Below are 22,058 nucleotides of genomic sequence, written 5' to 3'. Positions count from 1 at the left end.
GATCGGCTCACCGACGGAAGGTGATGACCTCATCCCGGCGCGATTTCTCGAGCGTCATACCGGCGAGTTCGAGGCGTCGATACACCCGCTTCGGCAACGGCGGAAGCTCGGCGGAGAACCCTGGCGGCGGCTTCGCGATCCCGGTGACCACGGAGAGGTCGACGCCCGACCCGCCGCGCACTTCGAAGCGCGCGTAGTCGCTGCGGGTCCGCCAGCGCAGGAGCTCGAGTTCGCGGAACGGGATGGTGTGGTGCGTCTCACCCACGCGCACGCGGAGTTCGTCGTTGCCGAAGGCGACCGCGCACTGCTGCGTGCGGCGGCGCAGGATCGCCGTGAACGCCAGGTAGACGGGCAGTCCGACCACGATCCCGAGGAGGAGGATGGCGATCCGCGGCCCCATCCGCATCGCGAGGTCGTCGAGCGCGATCAGCGCGACGACACCGAGGAGCCCGAACACCACGACGATCGCCACGATCGCCTGCGTGAGGCTGCGCATCCGGAGCTCGATGCCGGGGAACCGCACGACCGAACCGTCGCCGCTCTCCTCGCGTTCCCACTCCGGGGCCACGGGCAGCGGGCGCTTCTTCGCATCCCGGCGCCCGAGCAGATCGGTGACGCGACTGAGCAGCCCGAGCCAGATCCATCCGACCGCGGGGATCGCCGCCATCTGCAGCACCACGGCGACACCGCGAACCGCAGCGGGGAACGGGTCGAGTAGGTCTCCCCCGAACTCGATCACCGAGGTGACGAGCACGCCCAGGACCACGGCCACGATCACGTGGAGGATCGCGCCGTTGCGCGCGGGCACCATGTCGAACGTCGCATTCACGAACGCGAAGCCGAAGCACCAGCCGCCGATCAGCATGAGCAGGAAGGGGAAGAAGCTCAGATCGTCGCCCGCGACCGTGAAGACGATGGCGGCGAGCAGCAGCACCGCGCCCCAGAGGAGCGGGTTGCGCACCAGTTTCCGGGTCACGCTCGTACGCACCCGCGCGTCGGCGGTGGTGTTCTCCGTCATCGGGATCCGCCCGCCTGCCCGCGTGCCGCGCGCACGATCTCCTCGAGCCGGCGGAGATAGGCGTCGAAGGACTCCCGCCCCGCCTCGGTCAGGGCGATGCGACGCGCGCGCTGATCGGTGGGGCTGTTCGTCACGACGACGACTCCCGCATCCGTCAGAGCGGACACGTGCTTCGACAGCGCGGACTTGCTCACCCCGACCAGGCGGAGCAGCGTCGAGAACTCGATGTAGTCCGCGGGGGCCAGGGCGGAGAGCACGCTCAAACGCACCGGCTCGTGCAGCAGCGGATCGAGGCGCGGCGCCACCGCATCCTCTCCCTGCGCGTCACTCATCTCGCTTCCCGGATGCCACCGGGGTGGGTGCACTCGCGAGGCGCTGCAGACCCGGTCGGCAGACGAGGAGGATCACGACGACGGCGGCGAGCGCTCCGATCGTGTTGGGGAGGATCCATCCCGCCGCACGCACCGGGAACTGCACGGCGGCGAATGCGGCGAGCGCCAGCAGGGCACCGCCCCAGACCAGCCAGGCGCCGGCGCGGTCGGACCAGGTCAGCCGCAGCCGGATCGACAGCATCGAGAAGAGCCCGACGATCCCCAGCACGACGAGTGCCGAGAGGTAGATCATGTCCATGTCGATCATCAACCCGATCGCCAGCGCTCCCGCCGACGCCACGAGGGAGGCGACCCACGCCCCGTTCCGCACCGACACGCTCTTCGTCTGCTTCACGGCCGCGAGGCGGGCCGCTGCTTCGTCGCTGTCCATGTTTCCCCTCGAATTTCGTTTCCCGAGAAGAAACTAACATGTAGTTTCCTCGCGGGCAACCACTGCGGAGCGATTCGGTACGAAACGGGTTGGGAGCGGGTGAAGGTGCGGGTGGCACCCGGGTGAGCGTTGCGGGTGATTTCGCGTCGTCGCCACGTCCGCACGGGCGAGCGCGACCAATAATCACCAGAGAGCCCGTGACTCCTCCGGCCGCGGGCGAATCATCGACGAGAGGACGTGCGGCGCTCATGTGCACACGAGTTGTCTGGCCCGATGCCAATGGTGCAGTCATCGTTGGCCGAAACATGGACTTCCATATGGACCTGCTCTCCAACCTCTGGAAGCTCCCCCGTGGCATCGAGCGCTCCGACGGTGTCCATGGCACCCTCACCTGGAAGGCCAAGTACGGAAGCATCATCGCGACGGCGTTCGACCTCATCGCGTGCGACGGCATGAACGAGAAGGGCTTCGCGGGTCACATCCTGTGGCTTGCCGAATCCGACTACGGCAGACCCGCAGCGGATGCGACTCAGCTGAGCCAGGCGGTGTGGCTGCAGTACTATCTCGACAACTTCGCCACGGTCGCCGAGGCCGTCGCGTGGACGAACGAGTCGCAGGTGCAGATCGCTCAGCTCTTCGACCCGACGGGGCACCTCGTTCCCACGCTGCACCTGGCGATCAACGACGCGACCGGCGACTCGGCGATCATCGAGTACACCGATGGTAAGCCGAAGGTGTACCACAGCCGCGAGTACCAGGTGATGACCAACTCCCCGACGTTCGACAAGCAGCTCGACCTCGTGAAGGAGGTCGAAGGCCTCGGCGGTGACAAGCCGCTTCCCGGGTCGACCTTGGCCAGTGATCGCTTCGCGCGCGCCTCCTTCTACGTGGCGCACCAGAAACAGCCGAAGACTCAGATCGAGGCGATCTCGGCGATGTTCAGCATCATCCGCAACGCGGCACAGCCGTTCCGAACGCCGGAGGAGGGCAAACCCGACGCGTCGCAGACCATCTGGCAGGTGGTGCTCGACCTCACCAACATGCGCTACGCCTTCGAATCGACGACCCGACCGAACATCGTCTGGGTCGATTTCGCCGACATGAGCTTCAACGAGGGCACCAAAATCCTCAAGCTCGACCTGGTGGGGCGACTGGCGTTGGAGGGCGGCCTGGTCGGCAACGCCAGCCACCATTTCGCGGATGTCGGAGAGCTCGGCCAGCAGGTGCTGGCCACCGGGACCGAAGCACTCGAGTTCGTGGCGCGCAAGCAGGACGAGTTCGCCGCGATCACGAAGGCCGTTCAGAGCCTGGTCGGCGAGAAGAAGCCCCACGCCGCATAACGCCCGGCACCGCCCGATCGACTCTCGAGGAAACGCCTATGCACGCTGCACCCACGTCCACGAAGACCGCCTTCGACGGCATCCGCATCGCCATCGGCGTGGGGGGATCGCTCGCCCTCGTCGTCGGGGTGGTGATCCTCGTCTGGCCGGGCAAGACCGCGGTGGCCGTCACCGCTCTCGTCGCCGCCTACGCGATCGTCGCCGGTGTCATCTACGCGGCCATCGGCGGGCTGAGCAGGACGAAGGGCGGATGGGCGCGCGTCGGCCACGTGCTGCTCGGCCTGATCTTCATCGTCGCCGGGGTGATCGCGTTCACGAGCCTCGGTCAGACCGCGGTCTGGCTGGGAGCCTTCCTCGGCGTGCTCGTCGGCATCCTGTGGATCGTCGAGGGCATCGTCGCTCTGAGCACCCTCTCCGGAACCGGCTCCAGGGTCTGGTCGATCGTCTTCGCGATCTTCTCGATCGTGGCTGGAGCGGTGCTGCTGTTCGCACCGCTGTGGGGCGCCATGGTGCTGTGGATGCTGATGGGTATCTCGCTCATCGTCCTCGGCGTGGTGAACATCGTGCGAGCGATCACGTTCGGTCGCATGCAGCGTTGATCACGGACGGTCGCGCCGGCTGCCCGAACGTGGCCAGCGCGACCGTCCGTGGTCGATGCGGCGAAGGCGATCAGTCGCTCATGGAGGCAGCGAGCAGACGCATGCGCGTCGCGATGCGAATCGCCTCTTCTCGAGTCGAGCACCCCAGCTTGCGGTAGATCGAGCGCAGCTGCGACTTCACGGTGTTCGGCGACACGTGGAAGCTCGATGCCATGTTCGCCGTCGACCGCTGTGCCGGCAGCGCGTTGAGGATACGGAGTTCGCCCGAGGTGAGCGACGGTCGCGCTTGGAGATCCCGGAACACGATGCCCTCCGTCACCACGACCCACTCCTCGGCGGCTTCCGCATCCAGCACTTCCTTGATGCGATCCACGAGCTGTCGCGGCATCACTTCCAGCAGGCGTCGGCGGTCGGCGCGCTGGGAGATCCTCGAGATCTGGCGTGCGGTCTCCGCATCGATCTCGCCCGTTCGCGCGAGCTCGAGCCACCCGGAGAGCAGCACGGCTTCGGCGCGCTGCGCAGGTCCGAGCGTCTGGTCCGATGCCAGCGCGCGAAGCTCGTGTGCCGCCGTGTCCAGCCGCCCGTCGTGGAGCGCGAGATGGGCGGTCGCCAGCAGGGTGAGCACGCCGACCTTGGGGTTTTCCTTGACGACCGTCCAGGCATACGCGGAGTCACCCGTGGCGATGAGCGCCTCGATGGTCGAGGAGGCGACGACGTCGGCGGCGAACGAGCCCCGCTGAGTCGGATGCCCGTCCGAAGCCAGTCGGATCGCCTCGAGCGCATCCTCCGGCCGATGCCGCGAGAGATAGGCACGGCAACGGGCCAGCAGAGCGAACGGCCAGTTGAGTTCGATGCTGTCGACCGGGCACGCTCCCGACAGCAACTCGTCGACGTCACCCGACCGGCGGTCCACGGCAATGAGCGCCCTGGCGATGAGCTCGGACGACATCGTCGCGCTCGCATGGAGGGCGGTCACCTCCGGCATCTCCTCCGCCTCGGCGAGCGCGCGTTCCGCCTCACTCAGAGTGCCGCGGATCGCGTGTGCGAGTGCGGTTCGGGCGAGAGCCATACGTTCGGCGTACTCCTGCCCGGAGAACTTGCCCAGCTGACGAGCCGTCGCGAACTCCAACAGCGCCCGCCCCGAGTCGCCGGCGGCGAGCATCGTGGTCCCGATCTGATGATGGAGGAACCACAGGGGCCCGTCGATGCGTTCCCGGCCCTCGGCTGCCGTCTCGAGAAGGCGATCCTCGAGCCGCCGCGCGTAGACCATGGCGGCCGTGACGTCGCCGTTGACGCGGAACGAGAGCATTTGGGCAAGAGTGAGGAAGTCGAGCTCATCGGCGCTCATCAGGCGCGCATCCTGGGCGTGCGGGACCGGCTGATAGGCCCGAGCCCTGCGGGCGAGCACGGCCGTCATCGGATGGATCACTCGAAGAATGGGATGCCGGTCGAGCAGACTGCTCGGGAGCTCGACGACCGCTGCCGTCAACGCGTCGGGATGCGTCGTGTAGAGCGGCCATACGTTGGAGACGACGGTGCGGGCGATGGTTTCTGGATGTCCGGCACGCACTGCCTTCGCGAGCTCATCGCGGGCGCGGTCCGTGTCGGTGAGGTTCATGCGGGCCCCACCCAGGCTCTTTCCGGAGCGGTTCGAGGTGTTCGCACCACGACGGGACGGAGGAGCTCCCGACGAAGGACAGTCGTGCACTTGTCGTTAAAAGCGGTCGCTCGAAGCATCGTTACCCCCTGCTCTGCCGACGCTCTGGGGAAGCGCCGGTCCTGTAAGACGAGAAACCAACCCCCTCGGTTCCTCGCTGACTCCTTCCTAATATATTGGTGGGCTCGGGGCGCAGATCACCGTCGGACATCACCCGGGTGTTCACCCCGGTGACACCCGGGCGACCACCCGGGCTGTCCGGCATCCGGGCCGCTGAGGACCCGACCCGCACCGCTCATTCCGTGCGAGCCTCCGCCCGTGACAGGGCGAACACCCCGCTCATCGCGACCGCTCCCGCCGCCGCCAACGCCAGGTACGCCCACATCGGCGCGCCGCTCGCCTCGCCCAGGATCGCGATGCCCAGCACGACGGCGACCGCGGGATCCACGACGGTGAGCCCCGCGACGACGACCTCCGGGCGGTTGAAAGCGTGGGCCTTCTGCACGAAGTAGATCGAGAGTCCCCCGGCGACTCCGATGCCCAGAATGCAGGCGATGGTCAGAAGGTTGGCGACATCCCACTTCAGACCGCCCGACTGAAAGGCAGACTGCACGCGGAGGATGACTGTCTTGCCGAGGGTCGCCACGAAGGCCGAGTAGATGCCGCCGAGAAGCACCCAGACGACCGGAGGCGTGCGCCGGCGCCGCCCCACGATCCCGACCACCGCCGTGGTGACCAGCAGCACGGTCAGCACGACCAGCACCGCGATGAGCTGCACATCGGTGATCGCGTGCTGCGTGCTCACCATCGCCGCGACGGTCACGAACCCGGCCACCCCGAGCACGCAGATGGCGATGGCTCGCACCACCTGACGGGAGGGCGCTCTCTTGGCGAACACTGCCGTCAACAGGGCGGTGAACACCAGTGCGACGACGCCCACCGGTTGCACGACCATCAAGGGCGCGAATGTGAGACTGCCCATCTGCAGGAGCACGGTGACTCCGAGGAGGAGAGTGCCGAGCAGCCAGAAGTGGTTGCGAAGGAGGTTCATGGCCTTCGAACCGTCGACTCCGCGCTCCGCTGCGGCCTCCATGGCACGCACACCTCGCGCCTGCAGCAGATTGCCGACCGCGAGCGCAGCGGCAGATCCGACCGCCAGAGCGATGCCGATCAGAGGTGCCGAGTCGAGTTCCATGGTCATCTCTCGCTTTCGAGGTGGAGCTTCACACTGATCTCGAAGGCATCGAGCTCATCGAGGACATATCGGAGGGCGGTCGTGCTGTGATGTCCGGACCGGCCGAGTTCATGCAGGCGCTCCCGCATGACGGCGATCAGGGCGAGTTGGAACTCGAGCGCCTCCGGGGCATCCGCACCGCCACGGGGATCGAGTGGCGCGACGAATCCCGCCCTCGGGAGCGAAGAGAGCGCGTCGGAGAACGGCGTGCGCCCACGACGCTGCAGCGTGTCACCGTCGATCGCCGCTTGGGCGGCGTCACGCAGCTGCTCGTCGATGCTGCGGATCTCGTCGCGCGGCGGGCCGCTCGCCCCAGCCGCCCGGAGTCCGAGGAGACGCGCCAAGACAGGAAGGGTCATCCCCTGCAGCAGCAGACTGCCCGCGGCGACGAGGAACGCGATGAAGACCAGCAGGTCGCGCGACGGTACTTCTGCGGGCAGCGTCTGCGCCGCCGCGAGGGTGACCGCACCACGCATGCCGGCCCACACGATCATCGCATTGTGCTTCCAGGTCAGCGGCGACGCGTCGAAGTACTCGATGTCGGCGCGCATCCGTCCCGCAGTGCGCCTTCCGGACCCGGCTCCGTCCACGGAGAGGCGGTGGCGCACCGATCTCGCCACCCTGGCGGTGTGCACCTGCATCATGGGGAAGACGTAGGCGGCACGGACGGCGATCAGGATCACGAGTGCCACCGCGGCGATGGCGATGCCTGCGAGCAGCCCTTCTTCTGCCTCGAGATTGCTCTCGACGATCCCCCACAACTCGAGCCCCATGAGGAGGAAGACGGCACCCTCGAGGAGGAACGCGATCGTGCGCCAGGTGAGCTTGTCGGAGATGCGCTGTTCGGGTGTGAGCCATCGCACGGCCCCTTGCCCGCAGACCACGCCCGCCACGACCGCCGCGACGAGGCCGGAACCTCCGAGTGCTTCCGTCGGCAGATAGGCGATGTACGGGATCGTCAAGCCGAGGGCGGTGTTCGCCGTCGCGCTCGTGGTCCATGCCCGCAGGCGCAGCGCCAGCCACCCGGCGCCCGCACCGACGGCGACAGCGGAGAGCACCGCCCAGGCGAACGATCCGAGAGTCGTGAGGAAGGAGAATCCGGACGCCGCCGCGACGATCGCCGTGCGCAGCAGCACCAGTGCGGTCGCGTCGTTGAGCAGGGACTCCCCCTCGAGCACGGTCACCACGCGTCGCGGCACTCCGAGTCGGCGCACGATGGACGTCGCGACGGCATCCGTCGGGCTCAGGATCGCACCGAGCGCCACCGCCAGCGGGAAGCCGAGACCGGGTATGGCCCAGAAGAAGAACAGCCCGAGCACCACGGCGCTCACGATCACGAGGAGCACCGATAGGCCGCCGATCGCGGCGAGATCACGCCGGAATTCGATCGCCGGGGCGGAGACGGCCGCCGAGAACAGCAGTGGAGGCAACACGCCGACCAGGATCAACTCCGGGGGCACGGACACGGCGGCCACCCCGGGGATCAGGCTGACCCCCACGCCGACGGCGACGAGGATCAGCGGCCCCGCGATGCCCGTCCGCTGCGACAGCGAGCTCGCGAACACGATCACGAACACGGCGACGATGACGAAGACGAGGACCTCTACCGGCATCCGGACTCCTCACGATCGGAACCCACGACTCACCCCGCGAGGTCGGCGACGCCGGCGCCGATGAGCTTGAAACCGAGGATGACGAAGAGCACCGCCATGATGACGGCGTGATTGGTGACGAGCCAGTTGCGCATGCCGGAGAGGCGCACCTCGACCTTGCTCGGCGAGACGACGCTGATGATCCACGGAATCGCCACCGCTGAGATGCCGAAGATGCCGAAGATCAGCACGACGGCCACCACCTGTTCGACGGGCAGGACGGCCTGCGAAATGCGGCCCCCCGCGGCGGCGAGCAGCGGCAGATCCTTGGGCGACAGCGGTCCCGATATCAGGACGCCGACGAAGAACGCCTTCCACGCGGTCAGCCCGTCGAGACTGGCCATCCATTTGGGAGTCTCGTGCGAAGAACGGCCGCGCCACTGCAGCAGCGCGAGCACGAGCAGACCCGCACCGAGGACGATCTCGATGATGTCGATCGTGATGTGCGGCCCGGAGTCCGGGTCCTCCGCCCCCGCCGCTCGGCCGATCAGCACGAGGACGCCGACGAAGAGGATGCCCCACGCATAACACCCCAGGATGAACGCCGTGCCGTTCGTGCGCCCCTTGCCCGATGTCGCCATCAGGATGACGGCGACGATGGACAACGGGCTGATCGCGACGGCGACGCCGAGTGTCAGCAGATCTGCGAGGACGGCGATCATGCGCGCACCACCGGGTGCGCATTACGCAGGAACAGGATGATCCAGCTGAAGATGAGCAGAGCCGAGACGAGCTCGACGGCCGTCAGGTTGTAGATGCCGGCGGAGAAGAGCAGCGCGAGGATCACGATCACCCCCACGTAGACGAAGCCCAGCGCGACGAAGACTCTCGGCATGGTCGGGATGAGCCAGGGGAGCCCGACCACGAGCACCGCGAACGCGACGCACATGCCGGTGGCGACTGTGTTGTGCAGGAGGAAGAACCGGTCGACGGGAAAGAGCCCGACACAGGCGAGCAGCGCACCGAGCAGAACGAAGAGCCCCCGAACGGTGCCTCGCCGCCGTCGATCCGCGTCCTTCTCCGAAGGCAGAGACGCGGTCCCGAACCGCGCGATCGTCGTGACGATGACGCCCGACACGATCAGTGTGACGTTGAACGTCAGCGCCGAGATGTCGTGGGTGATGCCGAGCGCCGACAGGTTCATCTGCCACCACTGCGGGTCCGTCGCACTCAACATCGCCGTCACCATGCCGACCACGAGGAACACCGCGAGGACGAGGGACAGATGTCGGGGCGTGAGATTCGCCCCGCTCACGAAGGCGAGATATGCGCTGAGCGCCGCGGATGCCGCCGCGAGGACGACCGCGGGCGACGCGAACACCGTCGCCCCGACGAAGCTGTGATCGAGGATGGTCGCCACGCCGATCCACCCGAGAAGAGCGATGGCAGCGTAGGCGGCCGACAATGCGACGAGGTCGAACCACCAGTACCGGGTGCCGTCGGCGGCGCGCATGTCGGTCGGCCTGTCGCGATGCGGACGCAGACGGGATGTCGCGAATCCGGCAGCGGCGGCCACGGCGCCGGCGATCGCCGCGAACTCGCCGAGAGAGTGTCGGCCATCGATCGGAAGCTCGCGGCCCCAGAACACGAAGATCGCGACGATGGCGCTTCCGGCGAAGGCGAACGCGCCGAAAGTGAGGGCGAACGACTCGTCGTCGAGCGCACGTCGGACCCGGATGCGGGAGCCGACCGCCCTCGCACTCGCTCTCGTGTCGATCGATGTCGTCCTGTCCATCGCCGTCTCCCGTTCCGTCGCCACCGGCGTCCGCGTGCGCGTCATCGGAGAACGGGCTCGTCGTCCTGGCCGGAGCCCGCCCTGCCCCGGTGATGGCGTCCCCGATCCCAGAACGGAAGAACGATGAGAGAGGCCAGCAGGAAGCAGAGCGCCCCGACGAAGGTGCCGTTGTTCGCGAGACCGTTGTTGAGCGCGTCTCCGCTGGGCAGGATGAATGCGCCCACTGCCGAGGCACCGAACGCGATGCATCCGACCATATTGATGAAGACCGACCACCAGGCCCGACGCCCCAGATCCCAGAGCCTTCGGGCATGGGCGTAGGCCACGAATGCGAGGATGCCGCTGAGGAGGAAGGCGACAGAGCCCCCGGCGTCGGGATTCCAGACGAGCTTCTCCTGTGCAGCGATGCTCCGCGCGTGCAGGGCGCCGGTCGTGCTGACGTTGAACAGGATCGTCCCGAACGACTGCGTGGCAGCGGCGAGCCACTCCGCCCGCACCATCCGTCCCGGCGCGTAGGCCACCCTCACGGCCACGGCACCGCTGAGGAACAGTTGGATCAGTCCGGCGCCGGTGAAGAACCAGGCGCCGATGAAGAAGAGCAGGTTGGACCCGCTCGAGCCCAATGCCTCGCTCAGGCCGGGCGCGGAGCCGACGGCGAAGAACGCGGAGCCGATCATGAACCCCCAGCACTGCTTCGTGACATTGGGCACGAAGAGCCTGCGGGGTGGATCGATGCTGGTCGCTGCAACGGTCATCGTCGCACTCCTCTCTGTGTGACTCGAAGGCGCGATCGGGGAGGGCGCACGACGGCGCCCTCCCCGATCGGACGGATCAGTGGTGGAAGTGTGATCCGCTGCTCGCGGTATCCGGAAGCGGGGTGGTCAGCGCATCGAGGAACGCCACCTCGCCCCGGATGTCCGCGAGCAGAGCCGATGCGAGGTCACGGCTGAGCCCGACCTTCACGACGATGCGCTGCAGGACGACATCCGACATGTCATCGGCCATCGGGTAGGCGGGGACGAGCCACCCCTTCATCCGCAGACGATCGGCGAGGTCGTACAGAGTCCACTTGTCAGTGTGTCCGTCCTTCAGCACCCACGCGAACACGGGGATCGTGTCTCCGTTGCTGATCAGATCGAACGGGCCGATCTTCGCGATCTCGCTCGAGAGGTAGGTGGCGACGTCGATCGAGTTCTGCTGCACCTCGCGGTAGCCCTCGAATCCGAGACGGAGGAACTGGTAGTACTGCAGCAGCACCTGCGCGCCGGGGCGAGAGAAGTTCAGCGCGAGCGTGGGCATGTCCCCGCCGAGGTAGCTCACGTGGAAGATCATGCTCTCGGGCAGCACGGCGGTGTTGCGCCAGACCACCCACCCGACACCGGGGTAGACGAGGCCGTACTTGTGGCCCGAGGTGGAGATGGAGTTCACCCGGTCCAGCTGGAAGTCCCACACCAGGTCCGGCTGACAGAACGGTGCGACCATCGCGCCGGAAGCCCCGTCGACGTGGATCTTCACGTCGAGGCCGGTCTTCGCCTGGATCTCATCGAGCTTCTTCGAGATCGCGATGGTGTCGTCGTACAGTCCGGTGAACGTCTGTCCGAGGATCGACACCACGCCGATCGTGTTCTCGTCGACGTAGTCCTCGAGGTTGTAGCCGTCGAGGATGATGTGATCCGGGCTCACCGGCACGTAACGCGGCTCGACGTCCCAGTAGTTGCAGAACTTCTCCCACACGACCTGGACAGCCGCCGACATGATCAGGTTCGGCTTGTCCGTCGACTTGCCCTCAGCGGTGCGCTTCTCCTGCCACAGGCGTTTGAGAGCGAGCCCGCCGAGCATGCACGCCTCCGACGAGCCGATCGTCGAGGTGCCGATCGTGTCGCTCTTGTCCGGGACGTTCCACAGGTCGGCGAGGATCCGCCAGCAGCGATCCTCGATCGCCGCGGTCGCCGGGTACTCGTCCTTGTCGATCATGTTCTTGTCGGCCGCTTCGAGGTACAGCTTCTTGGCCTCGTCATCCATCCAGGTGCCGACGAACGTCGCGAGATTGAGTCGCGAGTTGCCGTCGAGGATCGACTCGTCGTGCACGATCTGGTACGCCGTCTCCGGCAGGCTCGGGCCGGTCGGCAATGTGAACTTGTCGAACTCGGTGGCCTCGCCCGGTCGAACGAAGACGGGATTGATGCTGATGGTCGAGTCGATGTTCGTCGACTGCCGGGCCTTGTGCGTGTTGGTGGTCACTTTTCGCTCCTACGAAGAGATCGGACGGGTGAAGTGGGATGAGGTGCCAGGACGTGTGGTGAGGGTGACTCTCCTCCTATACCTCGACCGGTGGGTAGAGGCGGTCCATGTTGTACTGCCTGTTGCGCCGGGCGGCCAACGTCGAGATCGCGAGGAACACCACTGTGAGCAGGGCGATCGTGCCGATCGCAACCCACAGCCGGTAGTCCGCGCCTCCCAGGATCATGAACCTCAGCCCGGTGACGGTGGCCGTCATCGGATCGATCCAATGGATGTACTGGAACGGCAGCGTCGTCACCGCGACCGGGTACACGCCTCCGGCGGAAGTGAGTTGCACCATGAGGAAGGCGAGCGTGAGCACTCGGCCCACGGCCGGCCCGAGGACGGCATTGAACATCTGGATCATGGCCATGAACATCGCGACCATGAGCAGCATGAACCCGAATGTGCCCCAGGGGTTGGCGTACTCCATTCCCAGTCCGAACCGCACGACCAGGTAGAGGATCGCCGCCTGCAGGAAGCCGACCGCCAGCGTGGGCGCATAGGAGGCGAGCACGGTTCGGAAGGACCCGAGCCCTTGCGCCAGCGGACGCGCCTGCAGCGGAGTGAAGAGCATCCACGCGATGATGCCGCCGACGAACAGCGCAAGCCCGAAGAAGAACGGTGCGAATCCGTAGGCGAAGGTCTTCGCCTCGTTGTTCGTGACCTGCTTCATCACGACGGGATCGGCCAGCGTCTTGATGAAGCTCGACTGCTGATCACTGTTCCAGTGGGGGATCAGTTTCATCCCCGATTCGACGCCGCTGGCAAGTTCCGCGGTGCCGGCCACGAGCGCAGGCATGTTCGCGGAGATCTCGTTCGCACCGTCGCTGAGCTGGACCAGGCCGCTCGCGAGCTGGTCCGCGCCCGATCGCAGTTCGTCGGCCTTCCCCGTGACCTGGTTCAGGGTGTTGTTGATGCCGCCGGACTCGACAGCCCGCAGCATCACGTTCACGCGACTGCTCGGGTTGTCGAACTCGCCGGCGAGGGTGTCGACGTCGTTGCGGAGACGGTCGAAGGCGATCGACACCTCCTGCCCGACACCACTCTGCTCGATCGATCGCTGCACATTCTCCAGCCGCTCGGCCAGCTCGTCGTCGCCGGAGGCGCGCACGTCGTCGATCACCGCCTGCAGATCTGCCCGCGCCCGCGTGTTCGCTTCCGCGATACCTGCCAGTGCGCCGTCGAGGCTGTCGGTGCTGGTGCGGATGGACGAGGCGAACTGCTGCAGTTCGCCGGTCGTGAGACCGTTGGCGTTGACGGCTCGCTCGACCTGCCCGACGGCACCGTCCACGTTGGCCACGAGTTCATCGAGGGCGGCGGAAAGCGTCCCCGCGCCCGACTTGGCCGTCACCAGACCCGTGGCGAGTTGATCGGCTCCCGCGCTGAGTTCGTCGACCCCGGAGTTGAGCGTCTCGATACCGGCCGCGGCCTGGCGGATCGTGGGCAGCTCCCCCTTGATCCCGGTCGCGACGGCGAGGAAGACCTGCTCCCCCACCTGCGCCGTGACGTCGTTGATGACCTCAGCGGCAGCATCCTGACCGATCACGGTCGACAGGTAGTTGTTCGCGTCGTTGTAGGTGAAGATCAGGTCGGCCTGGCGGGGGTCCCCCGTCGCCGCCGATGCGATCGCCTCGCTGAAGTCCGCAGGGATCGTGATCGTGAACGCATATCGTCCGTGTTCGAGGCCTGCGGTGCCTTCGGCCTCATCCACGACGTGGGTCTCGAGCTGCCCGGAATCGACGATCCCCTTCACGACCTGGGTACCCGCATCGAGCGGCTCGCCCATCGCGTCGGCCCCCTCGTCGAGGTTGACGATGGCGACGGGCAGATGGTTCACGTTGCCGAACGGGTTCCAGAACGCCCAGAGGTACAGTGCGCCGTACAGCAGTGGCATCAGGATGATGACGGCGACGGCGAGACGCGGCATGCGCCCGCGGTAGTAGCGCTTGAAATCGCTACCGGGTGAGAATGCGGCGATCATCGGCCGGTGACCTCTCGTTCCAGGACCGCGAATTCGTGGTCGGTGAGGTTGTGGACCTCGATCACATCGGTGATGCCGTCCTGCTTCTCGACGCCGTTGACGTCGGCCATGATGACGGTCTGCTCGGCACCGAGAGCGATGAGGCGCTCACGGAGACGCCGGGAGCCCTCGACGCTGGCGAGGGTGTCGACGCCACCGACGACCAGCAGCGGGGGCTTTCGGATGTTGGCCACGGCGATGCGGAAGAGGGCTGCTGTGAACTCCGGCAGCTCCTCGACCATCGCGTCCATCGTCGGCAGCGAATAGTCACCGAATACCGGGCGGCAGATGCGTTCGAGATCCTCGTCGGTCGACTGCGGCACCCACTGGTACCACTTGGCGGCCCACCGCACCTGTTCGGTCACGATGTCGTGCACGCGGATCGTCTGCGGGATGCCGTCGACCTCGTCGACGTTGGCGATCGCCGCCTGACCGAAGAGATGATGCGGCTTGTCGATGCGTCCGAACGCTTCGAGTCGTCCGGTGGTCGGCTTCATCCGCCCGCTCAACGTCAGCAGGAGCGCCTGACGGCCGCGGCCTCCTGCGCCGACGAGCACCGTGACGCCGCCGGCTCGGACCGTGAGATCGACAGGTCCGTAGATGTGCCCCCAAGAGGCGTCGACACCGATGCCGGTCGCGGTGATCAGCACCTCGCCGAACGTCTCGCTGTGCCCGCTGCGTGTGCCGAGACCCTCATCGGTCTCACCCTGATCCGTCGGAGCTGTCATCGCTCTTCCCCTTCGATTCGCCCTGAGATTGCCGATAGGAGCCGACATGGCTTCAGGCCTCGTTCTTGATGACCTGGCCGCCCTTGACGATGAGCGCGAAGTTCGCGTCAGGGTCGGCGATGAGCGAGAGGTCTTCGATCGGATCTCCGTTGACGAGGATCAGGTCCGCCCAGGATCCTTCCGCGATGACGCCGAGCTTCGCGCCTCGGTAACTGTTGCGCTCCCCCGCGAGCTCGAACAGCGACGCGTTGCCGGAGGTGAGCATCGTGAGGGCGTCCACATTGCTGTAGAAGTCACCGAGGCGCGCAGCCATGACACTCTGGCGGGCCGCAGACTGCGGCTCGAGCAGCAGATCGGTCCCCCATGCGGTCTTCACTCCATACTGCTTCGCCCAGCCGTACACCTCATCGGTGCCGTGGCAGATCTCGGTGTTCTTGGCGGCACGCACCGGGTCGGGGTAGTGGTGGTCGTCCTCGGCGAAGGGCTGCATCGAGAGCCAGGCGCCCTTCTCGGCGATCAGCGCGATCGTCGCCTCGTCGGCGAGGTGTCCGTGTTCGATCGATGTGACGCCGGCATCCAAAGCGCGGGCGATTCCGGCGGGCGTGTAGACGTGGGTGGCGACGTAGGTGCCGTAGTCGGTCGCTGCCTGCACGGCGGCTCGGATCTCATCCGGCGTGTACTGCAGAGTGTTCAGTGGGTCGTACATCGACGCAGCACCACCGCCGAGGGTGAGTTTGATCTGGCTCGCCCCCATCTTGAGCTGCTCCCGGACAGCCGCCAACACGCGCGGTACTCCGTCGGCGACGCGGGTGAAGTGGATGTCCTCGGTCCGGCTCGGTGCACCGCCGAACTCCTCCGGAACGTCGTAGACGAACGAGAAGTCAGCGTGTCCCGATGTCTGCGAGATCATCGCCTGGCTGGGGAAGATGCGCGGCCCCTCGAATACACCGCGATCGATGAGCGACTTCACCGGAGCGGTGTCACCACCCATATCCCGCACCGTCGTGAACCCGCGCAGCAGCATCCGTTTCGCCTCGGCGATCGTGTTCCCGTACAGCGCGCCGGTCGGACCCTGCAGGAACTCCATCATGCTGTTGGCGTTGCCCATGAGGTGCACGTGGGCATCGCTCAGGCCCGGCATCAGGAAGCGCCCTTTCGCGTCGATCTCGATCACGCCGTCGGAGGCGTCGCCGGCGACGGGAGCCGAGGATACGGCCACGACGAAGGGACCTTCGATCAGGACATCGACGTTGTCCTGTGTCTTCGCATTCACGCCGTCGAAGACGCGAGCGTCGCGAATGATCATTCTCTGAGGTGCATGCGTCCCTGGGGCCATGGCCGCGAGACTATGCCGCGGGCTGCGCGGTGGATGCGTCCCGGCGAGAGATTTCCCCCGACCCGTCATTCGGGTGATGACCCTGTCCGCCCCCTGCCCTTCACCCGGCTCTCATCCTCTCGTGGAGCGGCACGAAAGGTGAGTAGTCTCCTCCCTGGAGCGGCCCGCGAGCGCGCGGGAGCAGGAGGAGGAGACGTATGCCCGAGAAGGAAAGCACGACAGGCAGCGGTACGGAACAGAAGGCGAAGGCGAACGGCGCGAAGGCGATCATCGCCATCATCATCGCCATCGCCGCGCTCTCCTTCGTGTTCTCGAATGTGGCTCCCGCGACGCTGAGATTCCTGTTCCTGGAGTTCACGATGCCCGCCTGGGGCTGGTTTCTCGCGGTTCTGGCTGCCGGCGTGGTCATCGGTTCCCTGTTCCCCTGGTTCCGACCGCGGAAGCGTGGATGACCTTCATTCCTGCTCCGGCATAGAAGCGCAATCTTGCCGATCCCCGACGAACCCGAGAGAGAGACACCGACATGTGCACAAGAGTGGTCTGGCCCGACGCCGACGGAGCGGTGATCGTCGGACGGAACATGGACTACCACCGCGATCTGGGCACCAATCTGTGGAAGCTGCCGAGAGGGTCGCGCCGCGACGACGGAGTCGACGGCGCTCTGACCTGGCAATCCCGGTACGGCAGCATCGTCGCCACGGCCTTCGACATGATCACGGTCGACGGGGTGAACGAGGCGGGGCTCGCCGGGCACGTTCTCTGGCTCGCCGAATCCTCATACGGAGAGCTCGATCCGTCACGACCAGCGCTGAGTCAGGCCGTCTGGTTGCAGTACTTCCTCGACAATTTCGCCACGGTGGCGGAAGCCGTGGGGTGGATCACCTCGAACCGCGTGCAGGTGGTCCAGCTCACGGACCCCGTCACGGGTGAGGTCCCCACGATTCATCTGGCCCTGGACGACGCATCCGGCGATTCCGCGATCATCGAGTACATCGACGGCGACGTCGAGGTCCACCACGGGGCGGAGTTTCGGGTGATGACGAACTCGCCGAAGTATGACGAGCAGCTCGCGCTGCTTTCACAGATCGACGGGTTCGGCGGCGAGAACCCCCTGCCTGGGACGACGCTCGCCCCCGACCGTTTCGCCCGTGCCGCCCACTACGTCCGTCGTCTGCCGCAGCCGAAGACCCAGCTCGAGGCCATCGCGTCGATGTTCAGCGTGATCCGCAATGCCGCCCAGCCCTTCCGTCTGCCGGACGAAGGCAGACCGGATGCATCGCAGACCATCTGGCAGGTCGTCGCGGATCTCACCCGCCTCCGCTATGTGTTCGAATCGACGACGCGCCCGAACATCGTGTGGGTCGACCTCGCGGATGTCGACTTCGCCGAGGGCAGCCCCCCGCTGGTCCTCGATCTGGGCAGCGGTCTCGCGATCGAAGGAGGCCTGGCGGGCAACGTCTCGACGAAGTTCGAGGAGCGCGGTGAATTGCATTTCCTGTCCCTCACCGATCTCCGTCGTCTCGCCGCCGGACACGGTGCGGTGGCTTCGTCCCGTCCGAGCTGAGTCTCCGATGCCACAGAACGCGCGCAGCGCCTCGGCGCGCGCTGAGACGATGAACCTGACGGACAGCACGCGGGCGATCGAGGCGCTGCGGAGCGCCGTGCTCTCGAAGAGCAGCGAAGCGGTGGCTCACGCGGCCATGATGAACATCTGGCCGTTGTACAGCGTGCACGCCGATGAGCTCGTGTCCGCCGTCGAGTCACTTCCGACGCCTCTCCTGGAGCGGTACCCGGTGCTGCGCATCGTGCACCGCATGACGCCCGTGCTGGCGCGGACGAACCGCCCGTTCAAACCCCTCATCTATCCCGACGACGCGCGGAACATGAGCGCGGACGAACTCGACATCTTCACGCTTGTGCAGATGGTGGCCTTCCGGTTGAGCGGAGACGTGGCGGCCGCGATGATCTACGCTCGTCGCCTGCAAGACCGCATCCTGCAAGTCCGCGTCGAATCCCGCGAGCGCCCGGACGGACCGCTCTGGTTCTATCACCAGCAGATCGGATCGACCCTGCTCGCGGCCGGAGAATCCGCGGCCGCGCTGCTGGAATTCGCCACCGCCCGGGACCTCGGGAGATTGTCGCAGCAGACCGATGCGGAACGGATGGCGCTCGGGCGCACCGCACTCACCCACGCCGTTCGCGGCTCGATCGACGATGCCGAGAGCTCGCTGAGAGAGCTCGCCACGTTGCCTGAACCCACACGCGCCCATCTGACGGCGACGGCTATGACGGAACGATGCGCACGCGCTCTGCTCGCCGTCGACAGCATGGACCCGGACACCGACGAACTCCTCAGCCAGCTCGAAACCTATGACAGCATCGAGCTGACCTGGCCGTTCGCGCTGCTCGCGCGGTCACGGCGACTGCTCGTGCTGCAGCATCCCGACGATGCGATCGAGGCCGTTGCTCTCGCACGCGACGCGCATCCGGATCAGCACGGCTCGTTCGCGACCGACGTCATCAACTCCGTGTCGATCGACGCACTCTGGTCTACCGGAGACACGACCGCCGCCAGACGGATCGCCGAGGAGACCGCTCGATCGGGACCGCTCACGCGCATGGCGATCATCCGCCACGCACTTCTCGAGTCGCGCCTGGATGTCGCCGCTTCGGGACTGCGTCAGATGTCCACCGCCCGATCGTTGGGGCCGGGTGCACGCGCGGAGTCGATCCTCCTGTCTGCGTGGTTGGAGTGCGCACTCACCGATGCGGTCGCCTCGGAGACGGCTGCGCAGGTCGCGCGAATCGCTTCGAGGCCGGGGCGGCGGCGACTCGTCTCGCAGATTCCCCTCCAGCTGATAACCCGGGTGCAGGAACGCCTCTCCCCGGAGGAAGCAACCTCCTTCGCGGCCGCGACCGGGGGGCTGGCCGCCGCCGACCGCCCACGTCCGCCCACCCTCACCGCGAGTGAACTCCGCGTTCTCCAAGCTCTTCCGCTGCATGCCACGACCGCCGCTCTCGCCGCGTCGTTGCTCGTCTCACCGAACACGATCAAGTCGCAGCTGAGATCGCTTTACCGCAAGCTCGGGTGTTCGACGCGCGACGACGCCGTCAGCATCGCATCCCGACTGCATCTACTCACCTCCGAAGTCTCGCCCCGATCATGACACCGCTCGACCGCGAGACGAATCAGAGTCCAGGGATCATCGGGCGGGCACGGGGCGCTCTCCAGGCCCTGCGCCCGCGTTCTGTGATCGGGAATGATGCCGAGCCCGGTGCCGACGTGATCGCGATGCTCGGTATGCTCGGCGCCTCGCTACTGGCTTCGTCGCAGGCGACGAATGATGTGGAGGAGACACTCAACCGTCTCGCGCAGCAATACGACCGCGCAGATCTCCGCGTGTTCGTCCTCCCGACGATCGTGATGGTCGAGGATCCGCGCAACTCGTCATCCGCCACTTCCCTCTTCGCCGTGGGTAGTGTTCCGCTGCGCCTCGACCAGGTCGACGCCGTCGAACGACTCGTGCGTGAGGCCTCGAGGAGTACGACGCCACCGCAAGACGTCGTCGCTCGACTCGGCGAGATTCGATCGGAATCCGCACGGTTCGGACCGGTGCTCACCGTCTTCGGATACACCCTGCTCACGGTCGGGTTCGGCCTGGTGCTCAATCCCACCGTGACCGCTCTTCCGGTCTATGTGCTGCTCGGCGTGGTCGTGGGGTCGATCGTCCTGATCGGCAATCGCGTCGCCACGCTGTCCCTCATCCTGCCGGTGCTCACCGCCTTCTCCGTGACACTCCTCATATCGCTGCTCGTTCGTCCCTTCGTGCACGACGATGTGCTCCGGCTCGTGGCGCCGTCGCTGGTCTCTTTCCTCCCCGGGCTCACGCTCACGATCGCCGCCGTCGAGCTCACCTCCGGGCAGATGATGGCGGGGGCGAGCCGCTTGGTCTCCGGCATCGCCCGGCTCGGCCTTCTCACCTTCGGTGTGTACGCGGGCATCTCCATCGCCGGGGAGCCTCCGGCTCCTACCACCGCACCGATGCAGCTCGGCGCATGGGCGCCCTGGGCGGGGATCGTCCTGGTCGCACTCGGCTACTACCTGTACTCCGCAGCGCCGCGACGATCACTCGTGTGGATCCTCTATGCGCTCGTCGTGGCCTATTCGGGACAGCTGCTGGGCGACATGCTGGTCGGAGCCGAATTGTCGGGGCTCATCGGCGCCCTGATCGTCATCCCCGCCGTGATGCTCGCCGGCCGCCTCTCCGCATCCCCCTCGACCGCGGTCATGCTCACCTGTGCGTACTGGCTCCTGGTACCCGGCGCGATGGGGTTCATCGGTCTCAGCGAGGCGGCATCGGGCGCCTCCGGCGCCACCGACACCATCATGCGGACCTTCGGCTCCCTCACTGCCATCGCGATCGGGATGCTGCTGGGAGCAGGGCTGAGCCGTGACGTCGCGGCGATGTCTCGAGGGTGGAGGCAAGCGCGCGGACGGGGTGGCGCAAACGGACCGACGAAGCCGAGCGACGGAGAGCGAATGCACCATGACTGACCATCCTGCCGTCGACGAGAATCCGCGCCGGCTTCGCGAGACCCTGACATCGCTCAATCGTCCCTTCTCGTCGGGGTACATCTTGACGTTGGGCGGACTTCTCGCTTTCGGCACGGGTGTGGCGTTCACGCACCTCTCCACGGTGCTGATCTATGTGGCATTCGCCCTTTTCGCCGCCCTCGGACTCGACCCCGTGGTGCGCAAGCTCGAGACCCGCGGGGTACGGCGCGCGTGGGGAATCCTGATCGTGTACGCGACTTTCGCTGCGGCGGTGGTGGGCGCTCTGCTCTTGATCGTTCCGACCGCTGTGCGCCAAGTCGCTCAGGTGATGGCCGACGGACCGAAGCTGATCAAGAGTTTCGAAGCATCACGCTTCTACGGCTGGCTCCACGGTGCCCTGGGGAGCGAAGCGACCACCCTCGTGCACGACGTCACGACTTTTCTCACGCAGCCCTCCCACATCGCGGCGATAGGCCAGGGGGTGCTGCAGGTCGGAGTATCGATCGTCTCGACGGCCTCCGGCGTGGTCATCGTGCTCGTGCTGAGCTTGTATTTTCTGGCCTCCCTGCCGGCGATCAAGGCGGGATTCAACCGTCTCTTCCCCGCGTACAACCGGTCCGGGGTCGACTCGATGACAAGTCAGATCACGGATTCCGTGGGCAGCTACCTCATGGGAATGGTCGTGTTGGCGTTCTTCAACAGTGTTGTCGCGCTCGTCCTGCACCTCGTCCTGAGCCTTCCCTTCGCGCTGCTGATGGCGGTCGTCGCATTCGTCATAACCCTCATCCCGCTGGTGGGATCCGTGCTCTACTGGGCTGTCGCGACCGCGCTCGCCCTTTTCTCAGGGTGGCTTCCGGCGCTGATCTTCGCCGTGGCGTACCTCATCTACATGCAGCTCGAAGCCTACGTCCTGACGCCGAAGGTGATGAATCGGGCGATCGCCGTACCCGGGGCACTCGTGGTCATCGGGGCGCTCGTGGGCGGCACCCTGCTCGGCCTCCTGGGCGCTCTGATCGCGATTCCGGTGACCGCCTCGATCCTCCTCATCGTGAAGCAGGTCCTCATACCGAGACAGGATTCGCGGACAGTATCCCCGTAGCCACGCCCATGATGAACGGCGCAGCTGGCGACCTCGAACG

General features: G+C 66.5%; 20 protein-coding genes. 7 read left to right on the top strand and 13 right to left on the bottom strand.

Translation table 11 applies throughout. The features are described from left to right. Nucleotides 1–7 precede the first annotated feature (7 nt). Genes ACCO44_RS09025 through ACCO44_RS09015 form a run of 3 tightly spaced genes read right to left on the bottom strand, consistent with a single transcriptional unit; the run spans nucleotide 8 to nucleotide 1,780 of the window. Nucleotides 8–1,018 (bottom strand): hypothetical protein, encoded by a 1,011-nt coding sequence (locus tag ACCO44_RS09025; protein WP_372469313.1) that lies wholly within the window; start codon nucleotides 1,016–1,018, stop codon nucleotides 8–10. Then, nucleotides 1,015–1,350: a transcriptional regulator gene (locus ACCO44_RS09020; RefSeq protein ID WP_105710979.1), complete on the bottom strand. Its 336-nt coding sequence runs from the start codon at nucleotides 1,348–1,350 to the stop codon at nucleotides 1,015–1,017. The genes ACCO44_RS09025 and ACCO44_RS09020 overlap by 4 nt, the downstream gene beginning before the upstream one ends. Continuing rightward, nucleotides 1,343–1,780, bottom strand: a complete 438-nt coding sequence (locus tag ACCO44_RS09015; protein WP_262002500.1) for a hypothetical protein — start codon at nucleotides 1,778–1,780, stop codon at nucleotides 1,343–1,345. The genes ACCO44_RS09020 and ACCO44_RS09015 overlap by 8 nt, the downstream gene beginning before the upstream one ends. A 248-nt stretch (nucleotides 1,781–2,028) precedes the next feature. On the opposite strand from ACCO44_RS09015, the gene ACCO44_RS09010 reads away from it, so the two are divergent. Both ACCO44_RS09010 and ACCO44_RS09005 read left to right on the top strand, forming a co-directional pair. After that, nucleotides 2,029–3,120 carry a linear amide C-N hydrolase gene (locus ACCO44_RS09010; RefSeq protein WP_105710981.1) on the top strand — a complete coding sequence of 364 codons (1,092 nt, stop codon included), beginning with the start codon at nucleotides 2,029–2,031 and terminating at the stop codon, nucleotides 3,118–3,120. Between the two features lie 38 nt (nucleotides 3,121–3,158). Further along, nucleotides 3,159–3,719: an HdeD family acid-resistance protein gene (locus ACCO44_RS09005; protein ID WP_372469311.1), complete on the top strand. Its 561-nt coding sequence runs from the start codon at nucleotides 3,159–3,161 to the stop codon at nucleotides 3,717–3,719. Between the two features lie 70 nt (nucleotides 3,720–3,789). Here the strand turns inward: ACCO44_RS09005 and ACCO44_RS09000 are convergent, their stop codons facing one another. From ACCO44_RS09000 to ACCO44_RS08955, 10 genes are all read right to left on the bottom strand, one after another. Next, nucleotides 3,790–5,337, bottom strand: a complete 1,548-nt coding sequence (locus ACCO44_RS09000) for a LuxR family transcriptional regulator (protein ID WP_105710982.1) — start codon at nucleotides 5,335–5,337, stop codon at nucleotides 3,790–3,792. 334 nt (nucleotides 5,338–5,671) lie between these two features. Continuing rightward, complete coding sequence (locus tag ACCO44_RS08995; RefSeq protein WP_262002499.1) at nucleotides 5,672–6,577, bottom strand: multidrug DMT transporter permease; 906 nt, start codon at nucleotides 6,575–6,577, stop codon at nucleotides 5,672–5,674. Continuing rightward, the gene (locus ACCO44_RS08990; RefSeq protein WP_029262689.1) at nucleotides 6,574–8,223 is read right to left on the bottom strand and encodes a sodium:proton antiporter; all 1,650 of its coding nucleotides are present in this window, start codon (nucleotides 8,221–8,223) and stop codon (nucleotides 6,574–6,576) included. Before ACCO44_RS08990 ends, ACCO44_RS08995 begins: the two co-directional genes overlap by 4 nt. Nucleotides 8,224–8,252: 29 nt before the next feature. After that, nucleotides 8,253–8,924 carry a GAP family protein gene (locus tag ACCO44_RS08985; RefSeq protein ID WP_029262690.1) on the bottom strand — a complete coding sequence of 224 codons (672 nt, stop codon included), beginning with the start codon at nucleotides 8,922–8,924 and terminating at the stop codon, nucleotides 8,253–8,255. Continuing rightward, nucleotides 8,921–10,042, bottom strand: a complete 1,122-nt coding sequence (locus tag ACCO44_RS08980; protein WP_372469309.1) for a DUF998 domain-containing protein — start codon at nucleotides 10,040–10,042, stop codon at nucleotides 8,921–8,923. Before ACCO44_RS08980 ends, ACCO44_RS08985 begins: the two co-directional genes overlap by 4 nt. Then, nucleotides 10,039–10,752 (bottom strand): hypothetical protein, encoded by a 714-nt coding sequence (locus ACCO44_RS08975; RefSeq protein WP_372469307.1) that lies wholly within the window; start codon nucleotides 10,750–10,752, stop codon nucleotides 10,039–10,041. Before ACCO44_RS08975 ends, ACCO44_RS08980 begins: the two co-directional genes overlap by 4 nt. A gap of 76 nt (nucleotides 10,753–10,828) precedes the next feature. Beyond that, nucleotides 10,829–12,238 carry a glutamate decarboxylase gene (locus ACCO44_RS08970; RefSeq protein ID WP_372469306.1) on the bottom strand — a complete coding sequence of 470 codons (1,410 nt, stop codon included), beginning with the start codon at nucleotides 12,236–12,238 and terminating at the stop codon, nucleotides 10,829–10,831. Nucleotides 12,239–12,314: 76 nt separating this feature from the next. Continuing rightward, entirely contained in the window at nucleotides 12,315–14,261 is a 1,947-nt protein-coding gene (locus ACCO44_RS08965) for a YhgE/Pip domain-containing protein (RefSeq protein ID WP_029262694.1), read from the bottom strand. Beyond that, entirely contained in the window at nucleotides 14,258–15,028 is a 771-nt protein-coding gene (locus ACCO44_RS08960; RefSeq protein ID WP_205829366.1) for a hypothetical protein, read from the bottom strand. The genes ACCO44_RS08965 and ACCO44_RS08960 overlap by 4 nt, the downstream gene beginning before the upstream one ends. 52 nt (nucleotides 15,029–15,080) lie before the next feature. After that, nucleotides 15,081–16,334, bottom strand: coding sequence for an amidohydrolase family protein (locus tag ACCO44_RS08955; RefSeq protein ID WP_262002496.1), 1,254 nt, complete (start codon nucleotides 16,332–16,334; stop codon nucleotides 15,081–15,083). Between the two features lie 227 nt (nucleotides 16,335–16,561). Between ACCO44_RS08955 and ACCO44_RS08950 the strand changes: the two genes are divergently transcribed. The 5 genes from ACCO44_RS08950 to ACCO44_RS08930 all read left to right on the top strand — a co-directional run bounded on the left by ACCO44_RS08950 (nucleotide 16,562) and on the right by ACCO44_RS08930 (nucleotide 22,018). Beyond that, nucleotides 16,562–16,816: a LapA family protein gene (locus ACCO44_RS08950; RefSeq protein ID WP_029262697.1), complete on the top strand. Its 255-nt coding sequence runs from the start codon at nucleotides 16,562–16,564 to the stop codon at nucleotides 16,814–16,816. A gap of 71 nt (nucleotides 16,817–16,887) precedes the next feature. Then, entirely contained in the window at nucleotides 16,888–17,928 is a 1,041-nt protein-coding gene (locus ACCO44_RS08945; RefSeq protein ID WP_051662582.1) for a linear amide C-N hydrolase, read from the top strand. Nucleotides 17,929–17,935: 7 nt separating this feature from the next. Then, nucleotides 17,936–19,531 (top strand): helix-turn-helix transcriptional regulator, encoded by a 1,596-nt coding sequence (locus ACCO44_RS08940; RefSeq protein WP_372469305.1) that lies wholly within the window; start codon nucleotides 17,936–17,938, stop codon nucleotides 19,529–19,531. Then, nucleotides 19,528–20,919 carry a threonine/serine exporter ThrE family protein gene (locus tag ACCO44_RS08935; RefSeq protein WP_372469304.1) on the top strand — a complete coding sequence of 464 codons (1,392 nt, stop codon included), beginning with the start codon at nucleotides 19,528–19,530 and terminating at the stop codon, nucleotides 20,917–20,919. Before ACCO44_RS08940 ends, ACCO44_RS08935 begins: the two co-directional genes overlap by 4 nt. Then, nucleotides 20,912–22,018, top strand: a complete 1,107-nt coding sequence (locus tag ACCO44_RS08930) for an AI-2E family transporter (protein WP_372469303.1) — start codon at nucleotides 20,912–20,914, stop codon at nucleotides 22,016–22,018. The genes ACCO44_RS08935 and ACCO44_RS08930 overlap by 8 nt, the downstream gene beginning before the upstream one ends. Nucleotides 22,019–22,058: the final 40 nt, after the last annotated feature.

It is taken from the genome of Microbacterium maritypicum (assembly GCF_041529975.1).
Taxonomy (GTDB): Bacteria; Actinomycetota; Actinomycetes; order Actinomycetales; family Microbacteriaceae; genus Microbacterium.
This window is presented reverse-complemented; position numbering and strand designations above follow the sequence as displayed.